Genomic DNA, 19,473 nt, shown 5'->3' with positions numbered 1-19,473 from the left:
GAGGCATTTTCCTTGCTGTTTCCCTGTGCTTTGCTTGCGTGCAGACTGAGGCCTGAAAGTCCTTGCGGGCTGAAGGAGACACCAATCCCGGCGGAGCTTGCTTCGTTCTGCGTCGTCGTGCGGTTCCTGTTTTCTCCGGCGGTCAGCTGTATATTCTGCTTTGCTGTCAGGGCGACGTTCTTTCCTTCGACTTTAGAGCCTTGGATGGTAAGATCGCGTTCGATGGCAGAGAGCGTTGCTTTCTCTCCGGCGGCTATTTTGCTGCCCGCATATTCCTTGGTGACGCTCTCCGTGCGGCTGTAAGACTTGCTCGTGCCCAGGCTGAGGTTTAAGGAGAAGCCTGCGGCATCTTTCAGCGGGTTTTGCCCCTTGTCGAAGTTTTCATGGATGAGGCGGCCGGCCTTCCAAGCGTAGACGGCTTTCAAGCGGTCGTCCTGCACTTCGCCCATGCGCTGCAAAGGTGCGGCGATCTCCTGTCCGAGGCTCAAGAGTCCATGCCCGAGGCTGACGGTCAGTCCCGTTGTTCGGCTCTCCTGCGTCAAGACATCGCGGTAGATATTTTCCCTGCCGTTGATCTGCGTCTCCTTTGCCGTGATGCTCGCATTTTTGCCTGCGAGGATACTGGCCGATGTGAGGTGCGCGGTATCTCCGGCTGTGATCTTGACGTCGCCTGCAAAGCCTGCGATGTTCGTTCCCGCCTGTGTAAGCGCGGAGCTGTCGCGCTCGCTCTTGACCTGCTGCGTGCCGATGGTGAAGCCGAGACCGCCGGAGGAGAAGATGCCGGAAGTCTTTTCTTCCTTGAAGCTGTCCGTATGGGCGTAGTTCTCTTCCGATGCCGCAGTGAAGTTTCTTCCTGCAGCGATATTCGTGGTATTGTCCGCGAGGACGTTTGCCGCCTGCAGCGTCACATCTTGTTTGGCGGCGAGGTTGACATCCTTTCCAGTGACGAGCGTGCCGCGCGCCTCGTCCGTCGCATTGTCGATGCGGATGGTTGTCCGGGTGCTTGACAGGAAGCCGCTTGCCGTATGGCGATGACCGTAGTGATCTTCGGCAGTTTCGCGTCCTGCGGTGAGGGTGATGTCCTTTCCAGCGGTGAGGGAGGTCGTGCCTTCCGTGCTGGCGATGGTAGCGGCTCTTGCTTTCAGATCGTTTCCGGCAGCTATGGAGATGTTTCCATCGGCGCGAATCTCTGTGCCAAGCTCTGTACCGCGCTTGGTGCGCAGGTAATTCTCTGCATTCTCCGTCATGTCTTTTTGGCTTTGGAGCTTCTTTGTGTCAAGCGTGATGTTTTCTCCCGCTGAGAGGAGGACGCTGCCATTCTTGCCAAGCGCGGAGAGCGTTGCGCCGACAAGCTCGATGTTCTTTCCTGCGCTGGCGACGAGGACGCCATCCGCGCCCTTGACAGCGATGCCTGCCGTCGTATTTAGAACATCCTGGTTCGCCAGATGCTCGCTCGTGCTCTTTGCCGCTAATATTGCCCTTCGCATCGAGGAAGACTTTCTTCTCGCCGATGATATTTCCCTGCACATTGATGTCGCGATCGGACTGTCAGGCGATGTTTTTGCCGAGGACAAGCCCCGAGCTTTCCATATCTCCCGCTTTGGCGATGATGTTCTCCCCGTAGAGCGTGCCGGCATTCTTCAGTGCGTCCTTGGTCTCGACGACGATATTCTTCGCCGAGATGAGGCTGCCGCCTTCAGTGAGTCGGAGTCCATCGGTGTTTTTCGTATAAAGGACGGGATAGATAGCGCGCTCCTTTTGTCCGTTGACTTCGACCTCGCGTTCTTCGAGCCAGATCATGTCCGAGGTGAGGGCGGCGACCTGCTCTTTGGAGAGGGCGACGCCGGGTGCGAGATTCATCTCCTTGGCATAGGAAATACCCGCATCCATCAATGCTTTGAAGGCGGTTTCATCGTCTGTATAGCCGTCGAGATGACGCTTGCCTGTCTGCTTTAGAATTTGCTCTGCGAGAAGCTGCTGCTCGTAGAAGCCGTCGCCGACGCGCTTGGGAATCTTGTCTTGATCCCATTTCAGCTGGCGATACATGTAGTCCGAGGAAAGGAACTGCTTCTTGTTGGTAAAGGCAGGGTCGGTCTCTACGAGATACTTCGCTGTGGCTTCCGGGTATACGTGGTAGAGGGAGCTGACGAAGAGCGGCTCTATCTGCGTATCCGTGCCATGATTTGACGTATCTGTGTGGGAAAGTCCGAAGGGAGAGAGGGCGTTTTGTACGTGCGCTCTTTGGGCATTTGTGATGTCTGCCTGCGCGACAGAAACAGCACGGCCGCTCTCATAGGTCTGAACGCCGATGGGGGAGGGATTGCTTTTTGTGATTTCCGGCGTCATGAAGACTACACCGTGATATTTCCGTACTTTTCCTCTATGGAGCCAGTTCCTTCTTTCGGTATAACTGCCCTGTGTCGTTCCGAAGGTGACGGCAAGTTCCTGCTGTTTTTGGGCGTCTTCTTTGACCGCCCCCGTTGCATGGAGTGTTCCTCCTGCAACGATGTTGCTGTCCTCGTTTTCAACGGCGCTGTTCAAAAGGATGTTCGCGCCTGCACGGATACTGCCGGGGAGAGAGGAGGTAACATGCTCCTTCGAAAGGAGCGATCGACTGCGAATGACAGTGAAGTGGATGATCTTCTGCCCTGCCGCTGTGCCGATCTTTTGATTGTACGCTTTTGCCTCTGTATTATACACCGTAATCTTTTCGTTGAGTTTTGCAAGAATCTTTTTGTATGCTTCATCCCATGCAGAACGTGCAAGATCGTCTGCAGCGGGGCGGTCCGTGCTCATGGAGGCGACGCCGAATTGTTTGAAGATCGGATCGTCGTAAGCGTATGTCGGCGCAAGGGCGCCGATCAGTTCGTCCGGAATGGGCTTCTCGCCCGCAGCACGTTCTTCCTCCGAGATTTGCTCGATGGGCTTGTACTCCGCAGGTTCAAGAATCGCCTTTGGCGCGACATAGCTGTGGTATGCGCCGTAACCGCTGTTGATCTCGCGAAATTCTTCTGCGGGAAATGCCTGCCCTTGTTCGATATGGCCGCCCTCATCAATGCGAAGCTTCACGGGATTGTCTTTCGTCTCTGTGATGACGCGCTTGGCGGAGAAGGCAGCGTTCTCGTTCTTCGTCAAAGGCGCAGTGATGGAGATGTTTCCCTGCGCCTCGATGCGTGCGCCGCGATTGGCGACTTCTTCTTTTGCCGCAAGCGACAGATCGCCGCCCGAGTAGAGCAGGGCATTCCCGCTGTTTTCGATGGAGTTTGCCTGAAGAGCGAGAGCTTCACGTGCGGCGATGACGCCTGAGGGAAGGGCGGTGAGCTCGGCTTTGACGGCATCTACAACCTTTTGCTGTGTGTCGTAGGCGGATTCGGCGGCTTGGATGTTCGCTTTGTAGGCGGCAATGTCCGCATGGGATGTGAACTTTGTGACGTCGACGCGATGCGCGGCTTCGAGGAGCTCGGCCTTTTCCTTGAGGATGCGCATCTCTTGTGCCAGACGCGCTTCAAGAGCGGCATGCTTTTCGTTCCGGATGTGCGAAGCCTGCACGTGGATCGTATTGCCGTAGATTCTGCCCGCAGCGTCGTTCTTGAGATTCGAGGCGGTGATAGCGGCTCCTTCGTCGGCTTGAACAAGGCCGCGATTCTCCATATCTGCCGTATGAATGGCAAGGCTCTTTCCAGAGATTTCTCCCGCAGCCGTTTGCGTAAGGCTTCCTGTCGTTGCAAGAGAAAGCGTGCCGGCAGCTTCCAGCTTTCGCTGATTGTAGACGTTTCCCCGGAGACTTGCCGTGAGATTTTGCCCTGCATGGAGATTGCCGAAGTTTTCTGCAGCAGATTCGTTGGAGAGGCCGCTGTCATGGAGCGTGAGGCGCATATCTCGGTTGGCAGAGAGATTGCCGCTAAGGGGCATGGCGTCCGCCTCAATGGAGAGGTCTCTGCCGCTTTGGACAGAGGCGTCTTGGATGTCGAGCGCATTTTTGACGGTGAGGGAAACATCCCCGTTGCCTGCAATCTGACCGCTTTTTGTGCGAAGGTTCTCGGCAGAAAGCGACAGATTGTTTCCGCTGAGGAGTTGGGCGTTATTGCTGAGTTCTTTTGCCGCAATCGTGAGCGTGCCGGTATCGTTCGCTTTGCCTAAGGGAGCGATAGCGGCGGCAAGCGTGCCTTTGTTGACGACGGAAGCAGCATGAATCGTCGTATCCGCTTCGCTGATGATCTTGCCGCTGTTGTAAAGTGCGGCGGCAGCGCTGTCTTCTTCCGTGCCGTTCTTTGCCTGTACGTTGATTCTTCTGCCATAGATTCCGCCAGTGGCGTCATTCTTGAACCGTGCAGTATGGAGAATTGTTTCTTCCTTCGCTTGAACAAGACCGCTATTTTCTACATCTGCCGCCTTGACATGGAGATGCTCCGCTGAGAGTTTTCCCGCAGCGGTTTGCGTGAGACTTCCGTCTGCCGTAAGGGAAAGCGTGCCGCCTGCGTTCATCGCCCTCTGATTGTAGACGTTTCCCCGGATGTTTGCCGTGAGGTTTCTTCCCGCATGGAGATTGCCGAAGTTCTCGGACGCCGCCTCGTTGGAGAGGTCGCTTTTCACTGCGATGGTCATATCCCTGCCGCTGGAGAGATTGCCGCCAAGGGGCATGGTGTTCGCTTCGACGGACAGGTCTTTGCCGCTTTGGACGGTGCTGTTTTCAACGGTCAGGGCATTTTGAGAAACGAGGGAAATATCCCCGTTACCCGCGATGCGGATGTTTTGCGTGCGCATGTTTTCAGCGGATACGACGATGTCTTTGCCGCTGAGGAGTTGGGCATTGTTGTTGTCGAATTCTTTTGCCGTAACAGTGAGCGTGCCGGCATCGTTTGTTTTGCCCGAGGGCGCGATGGCGGCGGCGAGCGTGCCGGTATTGGCGACGGTTGAGGCACGGATTGCCGTATCTGCTCCGCCGACGATCTTGCCGCTGTTTTGTAAGGAGGAAGCCGTCAGGATGGTGTCTTCCTTGCTGTAAACAGCGCCGCTGTTTTCTATCTCGTCTGCATGAATACGGGTTGAACCGTCCGTGTAGAGGTTGCCCGAGGTCTTGAGATTGCCGTTGACGTCGAGGGAGGTGGCTTCCGTGCTCGTGATTTGTCCTGCGAGGTTGACGCCGAGGCCTTTTTCCGTGCCGACAAGCTCGATGCGGTTCGCGTACATGCCGCCGATGGCGGCGAGATCGAGGGCGTACGCTGGCGCGTTTTCCGTGCCTTTTATGGGCGTGATCGTTCCGTCTGCATAGCGGATTTCGTTGGCTCCGGCAGAGAGTCTGGCGTTTTTCGCCCAGAGTCCGGCATTGATTTCGATGGCGCGGGCATAGATTTCAGCGGAATCTGTGCTTTGGGCATTAAGGCCGTTTCCTGTGATGGAGAGTTTGCCGCCTTCCACACGAATGGCGGCGAGATTGCCCGATGCATCCATCTCGGTGCGCCCAGTCGCAAGCGTCACCCTCGCCGTATTCAAAAAGCCGGCGCCGTCTGCCAGAATCCCGTTGGGATTGGCGATGACGACACCGGCTTTGTCTCCTGCGACCTCCAAAAAGCCGCGCAATTCAGACGGGTTGGCGCTCGTGACTTCGTTGATGATAAGCCGCGCCGTGCCTGCGGCGAGATTCGGATTGCCTTGCACATATCCGGCAAGCTCGGTGGATGTGAGGCCGTAGCTGTTGTTGAGGATGGCGCCGCGTTCGGGAACATTGAAGAATTCATAGCGATTGACAGACACGCCGCCTGCCGTGGGCGTTGTGATCTGGACAAGGGGATTGCCGCTTGCCGTTTCCGTTACAAGGGGGCGTTCCGCAACTGGGGCGTTGTTGTCCGGGAGAATTTCTTCCGCAAAAGCAAGCATCGGCTGCACAGAGAATGCGCCCAAGGTGAGCCAGCTCGTAATCTTTCTTGCCAGTTCCTTCTTTTTCACGCGATAAGAGCCTCCTTGAATGATGTAAAACACGAAATGAATGAGGTCATGGTAGCATGTTTTAATGATTCTTTCAAGAGAGCAAAATGGGGAAGGAAAAGGGCAGATGTAGTCTTATAGTCTATGGAGTCTGTTAGCGTATGTACAGCTCTTCGAGCAGTCTTGTTCGACATCCAGGTTCCATGACCAATTTTTAGATTCTCGTGTCCGGTTTTTCTGGCTAGGGTGTGCAAAATCTCGACCTAGGGGGTGCAAATGCACCCCCTAACACTATGCCGAGAAGCCTTGATTTATGCGGCTTCACGGTGCATACTCGTTTAACGATAAGCAGGGGGGTGCAAGGGGGTGCATCGTTAATCGGGTATAGGGGGTGCATCGTTGGATTGTATCAAAGTTAGGGGTAAGACGGATCTTATCATCACGAAATCCGTCAGCCGCTTCGCGAGGAACACGGTGGATTCGCTCCAAAACGTCCGAAAGCTCAAGGAACATGGTGTAGAGATTTACTTTGAAAAAGAGAATATCTGGACGTTTGATTCACGCGGCGAGCTCCTTATCACGATTATGTCCAGCCTAGCGCAGGAGGAGAGCCGCAGCATCTCGGAGAACACCACATGGGGCAAACGCAAGCAGTTCGCCGAGGGCAAGACCAGTGTGGGCTACAGTGCCTTTCTCGGCTATGATAAGGATTTCAAAATCAACGAGGAACAGGCGCAAGTGGTGAAGCTCATCTACAAACTCTTCCTTGGCGGGCGATCCTTCTATGCGATTACCAAGGAACTGGAGAAGCGCGGCCTCAAATCCCCATCGGGAAAGGACAAGTGGTACATTTCCACAGTGCGCTCCATCCTCACCAACGAGAAGTATCGTGGCGATGCGCTGATCCAGAAAGAGTATACGGCGGACTTCCTCGATAAGACGCGACAGAAGAATACGGGTGAGATTCCGCAGTACTATGTGGAGGAACATCACGAGGCGATTATTCCGCCGGACTTGTTCGACTTTGTGCAATCGGAGATAAAACGCAGAGAGCAGAACGGCAAGCACAGCGGCGTGAGCATCTTCGCGAACAAAATCAAATGCGGCTGCTGCGGCGGTTGGTACGGAGCGAAGGTATGGCACTCGACCGACAAATACCGCAGAGTCATCTATCGCTGCAACAAGAAATACGCCCACAAGGGCAAGCCATGCAGTACAAGGCATCTGACAGAGGAGGAGATCAAACAGATTTTCGTCAAGGCTCTGAACTCCTTGGTGGAAGTCAAAGAGAACGTAATTGCGGAACTCCGATCCCTGATTGACGACGTTTGCCAAACGGAGGAGCTGACGGAGGAACGGGATAAAGTAGAGCAGGAACTTCGTGTTTTGGCAGAACGCCTTGAAACGCTGATTCGTGAAAATGCACGGGTGGCACAGGATCAGACGGCGTATCTGAAACAGGAAAATGAGATTCGTGCGCTCTATATGGAAAAGCAGGGGGATATGGAGCAGTTGGACGAGCAAATTGCCGCGAGAGAGAGCAAGAGAAAAACCTTGGAGGCCATGATTCAAGTGGTATGTGGTATCGACGGGGAGCAGGTTGAGTTTGACGAGGAGCTATGGGGCGGACTACTCGATCACATTGTGGTCAAGGAGGACGGCACGGTAGTCGTTGTTTTCAAGGGAGGGATTGAGATTGGTGTTGGGGGATGAGTGCCTCTAGAAAAAAATAGATTCCATTATGCTCCCCATCCTACATTATAGTCAGATGCACATTCCTTTTCAAAGAGAATGAGATTTTGGATATCGTAAAGCAGAACTGCATCACCACATTCGGTGGTTCTGTAGGAAAATCGGCATGGAGCGCCTACCGCGCTCAAGGGATGATGAAGATTGCCGTTCTGGATGCTGACCTCATAGCAAGGAAGCAACATAGATTTCCGAATCTCGTCTGTATGGAAACTATCTGGTTATCATAAATCCGGAGAAAATGACGTACATTACGGCTTTATCGAGGCGTTTATTGAGCAGCTTAGCGAGAAGTACAACATCCGCGAAATTGTCTTTGAGCGACGTGACGCGGTACAGATGGTGCAAAACCTCGAGGGGATGAGCTTCACCGTTGTTCCATTCGGGTAGGGCTTTAAGGATATGGGGGCACCAACCAAGGAGTTGATGAAGCTGACGCTGGAAAAGAAATAGCGCACGGCGGGCATCCCGTCATGCGCTGGATGGCAGACAATATATTCATTCGCACCGACCCTGCAGAAAACATCAAGGCAGACAAGGAAAAATCCACCGAGAAGATCGACGGCGTGATTGCGCTCATCATGGCACTTGACCGTGCGATTCGGTGTGGGAATGAGATACCTCCGCATGTGTCTATGATGAGCGAGGAATTTTGTTGCTGTGAATTAGTGTTTATTCGAGCGGTTCCAGTTTTGACAGCGTGACCTTGTCGTATGCACCGTTTTTCTTATCTTCGGGATGGGGTTCCAATCCGATGATGGTAATATCTTTCTGCTCTGGGCCATGGAATACCCATATGAATCGAAAAATCCATATTCAGAATCCGGAGAGGTCAATCGGTGCAGAAACTTTTCCTGCATTCAGATTGCGGATGGATTCATCCATCATCTGTAGCGTACGTTTCGATATTTCCTCTGGACGAACCAGTTCTCGCGGCTCTAGCAGGATGATGCCGTTATCGTATTCCTGTACTTCGTAATAATCATATTTAGCACCGCGCAGTGTCAGACGTTTCTTTGCATCCAAGTGAGCCTGATAGCGACCTTTGATTGCAGCTTGCATACATATTCCTCCGTTCTAAGGAGTGGGATTTCCCACATTTGATATGGTTAGTATAAATCAAATTCGAATATTGTGCAAGACATGGGGATTGGGAGATTGCAGCGGACATAAAAATTACAAACCTGAAATGGAGGTTTCCATGAACTTCTTCACAAAACTCTTCCGTTCACGGGACAAGCCCAAGAATCACCTCGGCGGCTTGTCCTTTTTGTTTGGACAGACAGCGGCGGGCAAGGCGGTCAATGAGAGGACTGCGATGTAGACAACAGCGGTTTACGCTTGCGTGCGCATCCTTGCCGAATCCATCGCAGGATTGCCGCTCCACGTCTATAAATACAAAGGGCAGGGAAAAGAGCGTGTGTATCTACCTCACTTTCGTTGGATTTTCTATATATTTTCATTATACTACAGTCCACCCAATAATATGATCAGAAACACATAAAAAACACTAACTTTAATTTTTCGACTTGCATTAACAAAAGAACTATGCTATTATTTCTAACAGGTCGTATGAACGATATGCAGACAGAAGGGAATCACCATGACAAAGCCCCCCCATCGACAGATGAACAAATTCGGTTCTTGTCCCTTTGCTACGGCGCAAAAACTCATCGCAGGGAAATGGGCGATCCTCATCATGCGTACCCTTGCCGCCGGTGCAAGGCGCTTTGGTGAAATTCAAAAGGAAGTCGGCGCAACACAGGCGACACTTGCCACACAGCTGAAAACGCTTGAATATGAAGGCCTGCTGACACGCACCGCCTTCCCCGAAGTCCCGCCGCGCGTCGAATACGAGCTGACGCCAATCGGTTACGCGTTCACCCCCGTCCTCGATTGCATTGAAGTGTGGGGAAACCGCTACATCGACTATCTGCATCAACACACGACACAGGCAGAATCTCTGCCGCAGGAAGAACCCACTCTATCATCACATAACGAAAGGTGATGCCACATGAAAATCACATATTGGTCCGACTACGCCTGTCCCTTCTGCTACATCGGAGAGACACGCATGAAAAAAGCCATTGCCGCGATGGACACCACCGAGCCGATTGAACTTGAAATGAAAGCGTTCCAGCTTGATCCAAATGCACCGCGAAAATCCGTAGGCAACATGACCGACCTCTTCGTACACAAGTACGGATTCTCGCCAGATGAAGCAGAAAAGCGCATCGACAGCATTACTGCCATGGGCAGACAGGAAGGACTGAACTTCAACTTTGTCGATGCCCAGTTTGTCAACACCGTGGATGCACATCGTTTGACCAAGTATGCACAAAGCAAAGAGCCGGAGAAAGCCGACCGTCTTATCGAGGTTCTCATGGATGCCTATTTCGGCAAAAATGCCGCCCTCTCCGAACCCGATGTTCTGCGCTGTGCGGCACAGTCGGCAGGTCTTAATATGGAAGAAGCGGAAAAAGTGATCAAGTTCGACACGCTCTATCTGGACGAAGTGCAGCAGGATGAAACGGAGGCCTATATGCGTGGCGTTAGCTCCGTGCCGCTCTTTATCATCGGTGATGAACGCATTGCCGGCGCAGACAGCATCACACGGATGAAAGCCGCACTCCAAAAGGCACTGGAAAAATAATTTTTGTAGGTTGTAAAATCAAGTTGCACAGGAAAAATTCCATAGCGGAAGCCTTATGGTAAAATAGAGTTGAACAGACCAATCTACCAAAGAAGTCACGCTATGGAACAACTAGAGTGTACCACAAAATCGGAGCATCGCAAAGGGGCACATCTCACTTATGAAGAGCGCGTCATCATCCAGATCAGACATAGAGACGGACGCTCCCTTCGCAGCATCGCACAGGAGATCGGCTGCGCGCCCAACACCGTACACAACGAACTGAGGCGGGGCAGAGTTCTGCTCCACAACGGGAAGCGTCTCGGCTATGACAAGGATTTCCAAATCAACGAAGAACAGGCAAAAATCGTGAGACTCATCTACAAACTCTTCCTTGGCGGCCGATCCTTCTATGCCATCACAAAAGAGTTGGAGAAGCGCGGCATCAAATCTCCGTCGGGAAAGGACAAGTGGTACATCTCCACAGTGCGCTCCATCCTTACAAATGAGAAGTACCGTGGCGATGCACTGATCCAGAAAGAGTATACGGCAGACTTCCTCGATAAGACGCGACGGAAGAACACCGGGGAGATTCCGCAGTATTATGTGGAGGAACACCATGAGGCGATTATTCCACCGGACTTATTCGACTTTGTGCAGTCGGAGATAAAACGCAGAGAGCAGAACGGCAAGCACAGCGGTGTGAGCATCTTCGCAAACAAAATCAAATGCGGCTGCTGCGGCTGTTGGTACGGAGCGAAGGTATGGCACTCGACCGACAAATACCGCAGGGTGATCTACCGCTGCAACAAGAAATATTCCCAAAAGGGAAAGCCGTGCAGCACGAGGCATCTGACGGAAGAGGAAATCAAATGGATTTTCGTCAAAGCACTGAACTCCTTGGTAGAGGTCAAAGAGAACGTGATTGCAGAACTCACGGAGCTGATTGACAGTGTTTGCCAAACGGAGGAGCTGACGGAGGAACGGGATAAAGTAGAGCAGGAACTCGGCAGTTTGACAGAACACCTTGAAACGCTGATTCGCGAGAATGCACGGGTGGCACAGGATCAGAATGCGTATCTGAAACAGGAAAACGAGATTCGTGCACGCTATGTGGAAAAGCAGGGGAATTTGGAGAAGTTGGACGAGCAAATTGCCGAGAGGGAGAGTAAGAGAAACACCTTGGAGACCATAATTCAAGTGATATGTGGTATCAACGAGGAGCAGGCTGAGTTTGACGAGGATTTGTGGAGCGGACTGCTCGATTACATTGTGGTCAAGAAGGACGGGCAGATTGTTGTTGTTTTTAAGGGTGGGATTGAGAGTGGCATTGGAGGATGACGCTCATTAGATTGGTACAGTGTATTTGCTCCATCAAGAGAATAAACTGAACAACGATGAAAATTTATTGAGATGGACAGGAAAAAGACAGATAAAAAAGAACTCTTTAATAAAAATTCTTCCCTAACACATTCTTTTGTCGATATTTTTCTTGTACTGCACGGAGAAAAAGCGTACAATCAAACACAAGGCAGATGTTATTATGAAGTAGGAGGGGGATCTATGGAGGTCAATGCAAATCTGGCACAGGATGTGTTCAAGGATGCAGGTGAGAGCGTCATTTTCGTCATGCTCTCACTGAAACGCGAGGATATTGAGAAGGAGCGGGAGATCATCGCCGATATGGCAGATCGGATGGAGGCGATTCAGCGCTCGATGAACATCCGCGTCGCACCGGAGACGGTGAAGCTCTCGTTTGGGTTCAGCAACCGTGCGTGGGAATATCTCTTTCCAACGGCAAAGAAGCCGAAGGAACTCGAGGATTTCCAGGGGGTAAACGGCGAACACCACACGGCACCTGCGACACCTGCCGATCTCTTTCTCCATGTGCGTGCGGGTCAGGCGGCAACAAGCTATCTCGTCGTCGATCAGATCATGAGCTTCTTTCGTCCTGTCGTGGACGTGGTAGATGAGACACACGGCTTTCACTATCTTGAGGGACGTGCAATCATTGACTTCATTGACGGAACGGAGAATCCCGTCGGTGAGGAGGCAAAGGAGTGGGCGATCATCGGTGCGGAGGATCCGGAGTTCATCAACGGCTCCTATGCTTTTGCACAGAAATACATTCACGACCTCGACGCGTGGCGGGCACTCCCGACCGAGGTGCAGGAGAAGTATGTCGGCCGGAGGAAATACAGCGATCTTGAACTCTCCGACGAGGAGAAGGATCCGCGTGCGCACAACATCATCTCGCAGGACAACCGCGATGGTGAGGAGCACAAGATCGTGCGCATGAACGTCGTCTTTGCGAATCCCGGCGAGGGGGTGCGCGGCACCTATTTCATCGGCTACGCACGCCATTGGAATGTGACACGGCAGATGGTCACCAATATGTTTACGCAGGATGACCGCCTACTCGAATATTCGACCGCCGAAAAGGGGCAGCTCTTCTTCATTCCGTCGAAGGAAATCTTAGGGCGTATCGCCGAGGGGGAATTGTTCTAGGGAGCATTGAGTATATCGGTATACACTGGGGAATGTGGTATCAGTCAAGAAATTTTGTGTTACAATATCGGGTGTTGAAAGATCATTGATCTTTTTGGAGGGAACACAATATGGAAGAAGTATTAAAAAAACAGAAGCTGAGGTAGAGCATCTGGAAAAGAAGGCTGTACAGCTTGGCAAAGAGGCTGCCAAAAAAAGATGAGCATCGTCGGCGTGATTGCCTCCGGTCTGTCCATTTGTATGTACGTTTCCTATATCCCGCAGATCCTTGGAAATCTGTCCGGTCATCAGGGAGACTGGATTCAGCCGTTCGTCGCATTCATCAACTGCACGATGTGGGTTGGATACGGGTTTTTCAAAAAGCAGCGCGACTGGCCGCTCGTAATCGCCAATTCTCCGGGCATCATCTTTGGTCTGACGGCTGCGATTACCGCTCGTCTCTAAATGCGTAAACACAGCAGCCAATACAAATGATGTGAATTTCCGTGAGTTCGCGGGACTGTTGCACGAAGTTAGAAAACTTCGTGCAACAGTCCCTTTTTGTCGAACGGATTCCACTCAGTCTGCAAGCACATCGGTGTATTCCTCCCTGCCGCGCATCATCTTCTCTGCATAGGAGCAGATGGGGACGATCTTCTTCCCTGTATGGCGCCGCCTCGGCGATGATCTTCTCGATGAGGCGGCGGGCGATGCCCTGCCCTCCGTAGGCGGGGTCAACCTCGGTATGTGTGATGACCCAGCATCCGCGCGCCTCCTCAAGCTCTGCGACGCCGACGCGTGTTTCGCCGTCATAGGCCGCGCTGCGGAAATGTTCGGGTTCAAATACGATCTGCATGGTGATTCCTCCTTTGCCCGTATTGTAACGCATGAGGAATGTGCCTGTCCAGTATGCGGCAGCAGATTATAAATTGTGCACAGCAGGAAATCGGAGGGCTTTTCTCGAATACCGAATGCAAGAGTGTTTCACTGACGAAAAGGGGGAAATTATGGACAAGAAAGGGTATGCTCTGTTGAGCGATCCGTTTCAAAACAAGGGGACGGCGTTCAGTGCTGACGAGCGCGCACAGTTTGGACTTACGGGCCTCCTGCCGCCGCATGTTGACACGATTGCGGAGCAGGCGCAGCGCATCTATCAGCAGATGGAGCGCAAGAGCTCGGGGCTCGAGAAGCGCCGCTTCCTGATGGACGTGTTCAACCGCAACCGCCGCCTGTTCTACTATGTGTTTCGTCAGCATATCGCAGAGCTCATGCCGATTGTCTACGATCCCGTGATCGCCGAGAGCATTGAACAGTACAGCGAGCAGTTTATCAACCCGCAGGAGACGGCATATCTCTCGATCGATCACCCGGAGGCGGTCGAGACGACGCTGCGGCAGGCGGCGGGCGACCGGGAGATCCGTCTCATCGTTGCAACGGACGCAGAGGGCATTCTCGGCATCGGCGACTGGGGGACGGACGGTGCCGATATCGCCGTCGGGAAGCTGATGGTCTATACCGCAGCAGCGGGAATTGACCCCACGTCGGTGCTGCCGGTCATGCTCGACTGCGGGACGAACCGCGAGAGCCTCCTGCAGGATCCGCTCTACCTCGGCAATCGTCACGAACGCGTGCGGGGCAAGGCATACGACGACTTCATCGATGCCTTTGTGCAGACGGCGGAGCGGCTTTTCCCACGCCTCTATCTCCACTTCGAGGACTTTGGACGGCCGAACGCCGCGCCGATTCTGCGCCGGTACCAGAAGACCTATCCCGTCTTCAACGACGACTGTCAGGGGACGGGCATCATCACGCTCGCAGGACTCCTTGGCGCGATGAAGATCACGGGGCAGAAGCTCACGGAGCAGAGATACATGTGCTTCGGCGCGGGGACGGCGGGCGCGGGCATCACGAGCCGTATTTGCCGCGAGATGGTCGAGCAGGGGCTCAGCGAGGAGGAGGCGCGCGGGCATTTCTACCTCGTGGACAAGCAGGGCCTCCTCTTTGACGACATGGGCGACCTGACGCCGGAGCAAAAGCCATTCGCGCGAAAACGCAGCGAGTTTGAACATGCGGATTCGCTCACGACGCTTACGGCCGCCGTGATGGCGGTAAAGCCGACCATCCTTGTCGGCACGTCGACAATGCCGGGCGCGTTCACGGAGACGATCGTGCGAGCGATGGCATCGTGGTGTGATCGTCCGATCATTTTTCCGCTGAGCAATCCGACGGAGCTTGCCGAGGCGACAGCGGAGGACCTCATTCGCTGGTCGGACGGGCGTGCGTTGGTTGCGACCGGCGTTCCGCGTGATCCGGTCTCCTACCGAGGAACGACCTACGAGATCGGACAAGCGAACAACGCACTTATCTATCCGGGACTCGGCCTCGGCAGCATGGCGGTCGATGCGAAGCTCGTGACCGATGAGATGATCTCGGCCGCGGCGCATTCACTCGGCGCATTCCTTACGCCCGAGGCAAAGGGCGCTGCCGTCATTCCGCCCGTTACGCGCCTCATTGAGTTCTCTGCCGCCGTCGCTGTTGCCGTTGCGGAGTGTGCCGTGAAGCAGGGACTGAACCGACGCGCGGTCGCGGATGTAAAGGCCGCTGTCGAGGAAATGGTCTGGAAGGCGGAATACTGACGCATTGAGAAAGGGGCTGTTGCACGAAACCAACGTGTAGCAGCCTCAATTTTGTGGAAAAAACACAGAAGGAGGTGTTGCCCCATGAGTGACCGACTTCTCCCCTATGAAACCATTGTAAAGGCACATGAGGGCGACCCCCATAGCAATAGAATGGTTCTGTTCATCAGTTACCATATGATATGATCCTTTCTCGTTTTTTTCAGCCAATCCAAGAGGAATTGACGGAATGTACGCGCCGCTTCGGTGAGGATGACGGTCTTGTCCTGTATGAGGCATACCTCCTGCCCCATATCTTTTCCGTCGCCAAGTTCTCGCATGACAATGTCTGGCTGTCTGTTCATGACGGCTGCGTAGTCGTAGCCGAGATTGATCGCAGGATTATGACGCAGCAGATCAACAATGAGGGATTCATCGGCAGTTTCGGCTAGAATCTCGATTTTGAGACCTGGCAGGAGGATGTGTTTGTCGATATTGTGACGGAAACAGTGATAGGCGCGTCCTTTACTGATGATCATTTGCCCGTCGAGATCTGTGTAGGTGATACGGCTCTTTTCTGCCAAGGGATGATGCGCAGAGAGACGAGCACAGTAGCGGGAGAAAAAGAGTACGTCCCCTTGAAAGCGTGTCTGATCAAAAGGGGCGGTGACAATGGAAAAATGAGATCGCTTTGTTAGAAGTCCCTCCATTGCATCGTCGTCTGTTGTATCGACAATGCTCAGAATAATGCTCGGATGAGCAGTATGAAAATCCTGTAGAAATTGCGCTCCGAGATAAGAAAAGACGTGATCCAGTGCAAAAATGGTAACGACACTTTTTGAATGGGTGGCGAGGGATTTCATGCTTTCGATGGATTGATATTCATCCAGCATACGTTGAACGTGGGGCAGTAGTGCTGCTGCATAATCGGTCGGAATGATTCCGCGTGGGGTACGGGTGAAAAGCGGCTGCCCAAGCTCCTCCTCCAATGATCTCATCGCTCTGCTGAGACCTTGTCTTGCAACATAAAGATGATCTGCTGCCGTCTGGATATTGCCGCAGCGATAGACCTCAATAAAATACTCCATCTGTTTTCGATTCATCTTCATACCTCCCGCCTGCTTCATCGGTATCTATTCTACTGCAACAATATTGTTGCGGCAAGCCCCGTTGTTTTTCTTGTCGTCATGAGGGAAGTACACTATACTGTGAAGCAGATCAACCAAATGATGAACAGGAGAAACACTTATGAAACTCACACAGATTCGCAATGCAACAAACCGTTTGGACTATGCAGGGAAAGTCTTTCTGATTGACCCGTGGCTTGCACCGAAACATCAGCTGTCGTTCGTCGATATTCCAGGCATGCCGTTCCATGTCCCTGATCAGATGAAGGAGCATCTTCCAATGCCGTTCTATGATTTGCCAATGAATACAGAGCAGATTTTGAGCGGTGTTGACTACTACATCGTTACGCATCTGCATCCCGATCATATTGATATGGCACCGGACGGGACGGTCGGTGCGCCGCTTGATAAGGCATTTCCAGTCATCTGTCAGTCGGAGGAGGATGCCTCTGTTCTGCGGAGTTCCGGGTTTTCAGAGGTAATCGTCTTGCCGACAAGCGGTATGGAGTTCGGTGCGGCGAGACTGACCCGTGTCCCTGCCCTGCACGGCACCGTTGTTCCGTGCGGTGACGCGATGGGGATTGTGTTTGAGGCACCGGAGGAGAACACCTTCTATTTGGCAGGGGATACGGTCTGGTATTCCGGCGTAGCTGAGACACTGCGGAACTATCAGCCTGAGGTGATTGCCCTGAACTGTTGTGCCGCAGAGACCGTGGAAAACGGACGCCTCATCATGAACGATGAGGATGTTCAATGCGTTGCAATGACTGCGCCTAACGCCCGTCTTTATCTGACGCACTTGGACAACGTCGCACATGCTGCGCTTACGAGGCATACACTGCGAGGATGTTTGGCACGTCGCGGCGTGGTGAATTATGATATGCCATCCGATGGTGCGTCGGTTGAATATAAAGCCGCAACAGTCGGAGCTTAATTCCTGTCATACGGTAAATTCCGCACACAAAAGAGATTCCATTCGCCCCACCTAGCGACTGGAATCTCTTTTTGTTGCAAAAAATCATTAGGAAACACACCCTCTCTTGTGTTATAATTTTCTTATATTTAAAACGTGGGAGGGAAGGCCGTTGTTTGCAAAGACTTATGGTGCGACGACCCTCGGGATTGACGGACGGATTATCGACGTTGAGATGGATGTGTCGCCCGGGCTGCCGGGCTTTGAGCTGGTGGGGCTTCCCGATACGTCGGTGAAGGAGTCGAAGGAGCGGGTGACAGTCCATCTCGTTTAACCATATTGCTCGGTCAAAGTGCAGAATACAGAAGTGGGATTTTGGTATTCGCCGCAATTTTCCATCAAAAGCAGGATTAAATCTCATCAATGGAGAAAAATAGTAAACAAAAGAAACAGCATTCCAATCAAAAAGAGGTGCAGCTTTGTGTTTGCTAAATCGTATGGTGCGGTGACGTTCGGGGTCGATGGGAGGATCGTCGATGTCGAGGTCGATGTTTCTTATGGATTTCCTGCTTTCGACATCGTCGGGCTTCTTGATACGGCGGTGAAGGAGTCGCGTGAGCGGGTACGCACGGCGATCAAGAATACGGGCGTGAAGCTCAAGCCTGCGCGGGTGACGATCAATCTTGCGCCAGCAGATATACGAAAGGACAGCTCGGGACTCGATCTGCCGATCGCCGTCGGGCTTTTGGCGGCGTATGGGCTGATTCCGACAGAGCGCATTGAGCACGCCTTGTTTGCAGCAGAGCTTTCGTTGGAGGGGGAGCTTCGGAGTGTGCGCGGCGTGCTCTCCATGACGGTCGGGGCGAAGGAGCATGGCTTTCGTGAAATCTTCGTCGCGCCCGGCAACGGCAGTGAGGCATTGCTCGTCGATGGCATCCGCGTGTATGCGCCGAAAAACTTGCGCGAGCTGTACGATTTTCTCTTGGGCAAGGCGGAATTGCTTCCGTTGGAGGTGAATCCCAGTGCACCAAGCGATATGGAAGTGCCTTCAGATGACTTTGCCGATGTGCAGGGGCAGTTCTTCGCCAAGCGTGCGCTTGAGATCGCAGCGGCAGGCGGGCATAATCTTCTGATGGTCGGCGTGCCCGGCTCGGGCAAGACGATGCTCGCGCGGCGCCTGCCGTCGATTCTGCCGCCGATGACGCGGCAGGAGGCGCTTGAGGTGACGAAGATCTACAGCATCGCGGGGCTCTTGAAGGACGGCAGCGGCCTCGTCGAGACGCGTCCCTTTCGCAGTCCGCATCATACGACGTCGACGGTGGCGATGATCGGCGGCGGCAGCATCCCGCGCCCGGGCGAGGTGACGCTCTCGCATCACGGCGTGCTGTTTCTCGACGAGCTGCCTGAGTTCGGCAAGTCGACGCTCGAAGTCCTGCGCCAGCCGTTGGAGGACGGCGCTGTAACCGTGGCGCGGGTCAATGCGACTTTGACGTTTCCCTCTCGTATCATTTTGGTCGTGGCAATGAATCCTTGTCCGTGCGGCTATTTTGGCGATAAGGAGAAGAGCTGCGACTGCACACCGAATGAGATCAAGCGCTATACGCGGAAGATTTCGGGGCCGCTGCTCGACCGCATCGACATTCATGTCCATGTGCCGCGCGTCAAGTACGAGGATATGACATCCGTGGAGAAGGCGGAATCTTCGGCTGCGATTCGGGAGCGTGTCCTGGCTGCGCGTGAGATTCAGATGGAGCGGTTACAGGAATGGGGCATATTCTGCAACGCGCAGATGAGCCATGCGATTTTGAAAAAGACGTGCCATCTTGAGCCAGAGGCGCAGAATCTCTTGGCGCAGGCATTTCAAGTCATGAATTTATCAGCACGCTCGTATGACCGCATCATCAAGGTCGCACGCACGATTGCCGATCTCGACGGAGCGGCGACGATCGAGGCGAAGCATGTGGGAGAAGCCATACAATTGAGGGACGATGTGGGGCTGAGTGTGGAATGATTGAGAAGTAATGT

The 19,473-nt window shown here is 53.3% G+C and carries 15 protein-coding genes and 3 pseudogenes; 13 read left to right on the top strand and 5 right to left on the bottom strand.

Annotated features, from left to right (window positions below):
- Both HMPREF1153_RS13055 and HMPREF1153_RS13050 read right to left on the bottom strand, forming a co-directional pair.
- Positions 1-1,487 (bottom strand): hemagglutinin repeat-containing protein (locus tag HMPREF1153_RS13055; protein WP_009646105.1); only part of this gene is annotated, 1,487 nt, incomplete at its 3' end.
- A 61-nt stretch (positions 1,488-1,548) separates the two neighbouring features.
- A complete protein-coding gene (locus tag HMPREF1153_RS13050; RefSeq protein ID WP_009646084.1) occupies positions 1,549-5,946 on the bottom strand; it encodes a filamentous hemagglutinin N-terminal domain-containing protein in 4,398 nt (1,465 codons plus the stop codon).
- 378 nt (positions 5,947-6,324) lie between these two features.
- Between HMPREF1153_RS13050 and HMPREF1153_RS06290 the strand changes: the two genes are divergently transcribed.
- The gene (locus tag HMPREF1153_RS06290) at positions 6,325-7,638 is read left to right on the top strand and encodes a recombinase family protein (protein WP_009646075.1); all 1,314 of its coding nucleotides are present in this window, start codon (positions 6,325-6,327) and stop codon (positions 7,636-7,638) included.
- Between the two features lie 216 nt (positions 7,639-7,854).
- Positions 7,855-8,338, top strand: a pseudogene (locus HMPREF1153_RS12325) (terminase TerL endonuclease subunit); the annotation flags it as partial.
- 152 nt (positions 8,339-8,490) lie between these two features.
- Here HMPREF1153_RS12325 and HMPREF1153_RS06275 read toward each other — a convergent pair.
- Complete coding sequence (locus HMPREF1153_RS06275) at positions 8,491-8,736, bottom strand: hypothetical protein (RefSeq protein WP_006689659.1); 246 nt, start codon at positions 8,734-8,736, stop codon at positions 8,491-8,493.
- A 139-nt stretch (positions 8,737-8,875) separates the two neighbouring features.
- On the opposite strand from HMPREF1153_RS06275, the pseudogene HMPREF1153_RS12320 reads away from it, so the two are divergent.
- From HMPREF1153_RS12320 to HMPREF1153_RS06250, 7 genes and pseudogenes are all read left to right on the top strand, one after another.
- Positions 8,876-9,097 (top strand): annotated as a pseudogene (locus HMPREF1153_RS12320) (phage portal protein); the annotation flags it as partial.
- 204 nt (positions 9,098-9,301) lie between these two features.
- Entirely contained in the window at positions 9,302-9,682 is a 381-nt protein-coding gene (locus HMPREF1153_RS06270) for a winged helix-turn-helix transcriptional regulator (protein WP_006689657.1), read from the top strand.
- Positions 9,683-9,688: 6 nt separating this feature from the next.
- Positions 9,689-10,327, top strand: a complete 639-nt coding sequence (locus HMPREF1153_RS06265; RefSeq protein ID WP_009646051.1) for a DsbA family oxidoreductase — start codon at positions 9,689-9,691, stop codon at positions 10,325-10,327.
- A gap of 102 nt (positions 10,328-10,429) precedes the next feature.
- On the top strand, positions 10,430-11,647 hold the full coding sequence (locus HMPREF1153_RS06260; RefSeq protein ID WP_009646064.1) for a recombinase family protein: 1,218 nt from the start codon (positions 10,430-10,432) through the stop codon (positions 11,645-11,647).
- A 222-nt stretch (positions 11,648-11,869) separates the two neighbouring features.
- Positions 11,870-12,814, top strand: coding sequence for a Dyp-type peroxidase (locus HMPREF1153_RS06255; RefSeq protein WP_009646026.1), 945 nt, complete (start codon positions 11,870-11,872; stop codon positions 12,812-12,814).
- Between the two features lie 34 nt (positions 12,815-12,848).
- Positions 12,849-13,016: a hypothetical protein gene (locus HMPREF1153_RS12690; protein WP_156810558.1), complete on the top strand. Its 168-nt coding sequence runs from the start codon at positions 12,849-12,851 to the stop codon at positions 13,014-13,016.
- Positions 13,013-13,258: a SemiSWEET family transporter gene (locus HMPREF1153_RS06250; RefSeq protein WP_009646032.1), complete on the top strand. Its 246-nt coding sequence runs from the start codon at positions 13,013-13,015 to the stop codon at positions 13,256-13,258. Before HMPREF1153_RS12690 ends, HMPREF1153_RS06250 begins: the two co-directional genes overlap by 4 nt.
- Before the next feature lie 114 nt (positions 13,259-13,372).
- On the opposite strand, the pseudogene HMPREF1153_RS06245 reads toward HMPREF1153_RS06250, so the two are convergent.
- Positions 13,373-13,649 (bottom strand): annotated as a pseudogene (locus tag HMPREF1153_RS06245) (GNAT family N-acetyltransferase).
- A gap of 151 nt (positions 13,650-13,800) precedes the next feature.
- Here HMPREF1153_RS06245 and HMPREF1153_RS06240 point away from each other — a divergent pair.
- Positions 13,801-15,429: a malolactic enzyme gene (locus HMPREF1153_RS06240; RefSeq protein ID WP_009646072.1), complete on the top strand. Its 1,629-nt coding sequence runs from the start codon at positions 13,801-13,803 to the stop codon at positions 15,427-15,429.
- 170 nt (positions 15,430-15,599) lie between these two features.
- Here the strand turns inward: HMPREF1153_RS06240 and HMPREF1153_RS06235 are convergent, their stop codons facing one another.
- A complete protein-coding gene (locus tag HMPREF1153_RS06235) occupies positions 15,600-16,535 on the bottom strand; it encodes a LysR family transcriptional regulator (RefSeq protein WP_009646077.1) in 936 nt (311 codons plus the stop codon).
- A 121-nt stretch (positions 16,536-16,656) separates the two neighbouring features.
- Between HMPREF1153_RS06235 and HMPREF1153_RS06230 the strand changes: the two genes are divergently transcribed.
- From HMPREF1153_RS06230 to HMPREF1153_RS06220, 3 genes are all read left to right on the top strand, one after another.
- Positions 16,657-17,469 (top strand): MBL fold metallo-hydrolase, encoded by an 813-nt coding sequence (locus tag HMPREF1153_RS06230; RefSeq protein WP_009646052.1) that lies wholly within the window; start codon positions 16,657-16,659, stop codon positions 17,467-17,469.
- Positions 17,470-17,620: 151 nt separating this feature from the next.
- Positions 17,621-17,782 carry a magnesium chelatase domain-containing protein gene (locus HMPREF1153_RS06225; protein WP_009646096.1) on the top strand — a complete coding sequence of 54 codons (162 nt, stop codon included), beginning with the start codon at positions 17,621-17,623 and terminating at the stop codon, positions 17,780-17,782.
- A 147-nt stretch (positions 17,783-17,929) separates the two neighbouring features.
- Positions 17,930-19,459 carry a YifB family Mg chelatase-like AAA ATPase gene (locus tag HMPREF1153_RS06220; protein WP_037370064.1) on the top strand — a complete coding sequence of 510 codons (1,530 nt, stop codon included), beginning with the start codon at positions 17,930-17,932 and terminating at the stop codon, positions 19,457-19,459.
- Positions 19,460-19,473: the final 14 nt, after the last annotated feature.

Source organism: Selenomonas sp. CM52, from assembly GCF_000292955.1.
Taxonomy (GTDB): domain Bacteria; phylum Bacillota; class Negativicutes; order Selenomonadales; family Selenomonadaceae; genus Selenomonas.
Note: the sequence above shows the minus strand (reverse complement) of the source record. Positions and strands in the feature narration are given on the sequence as shown.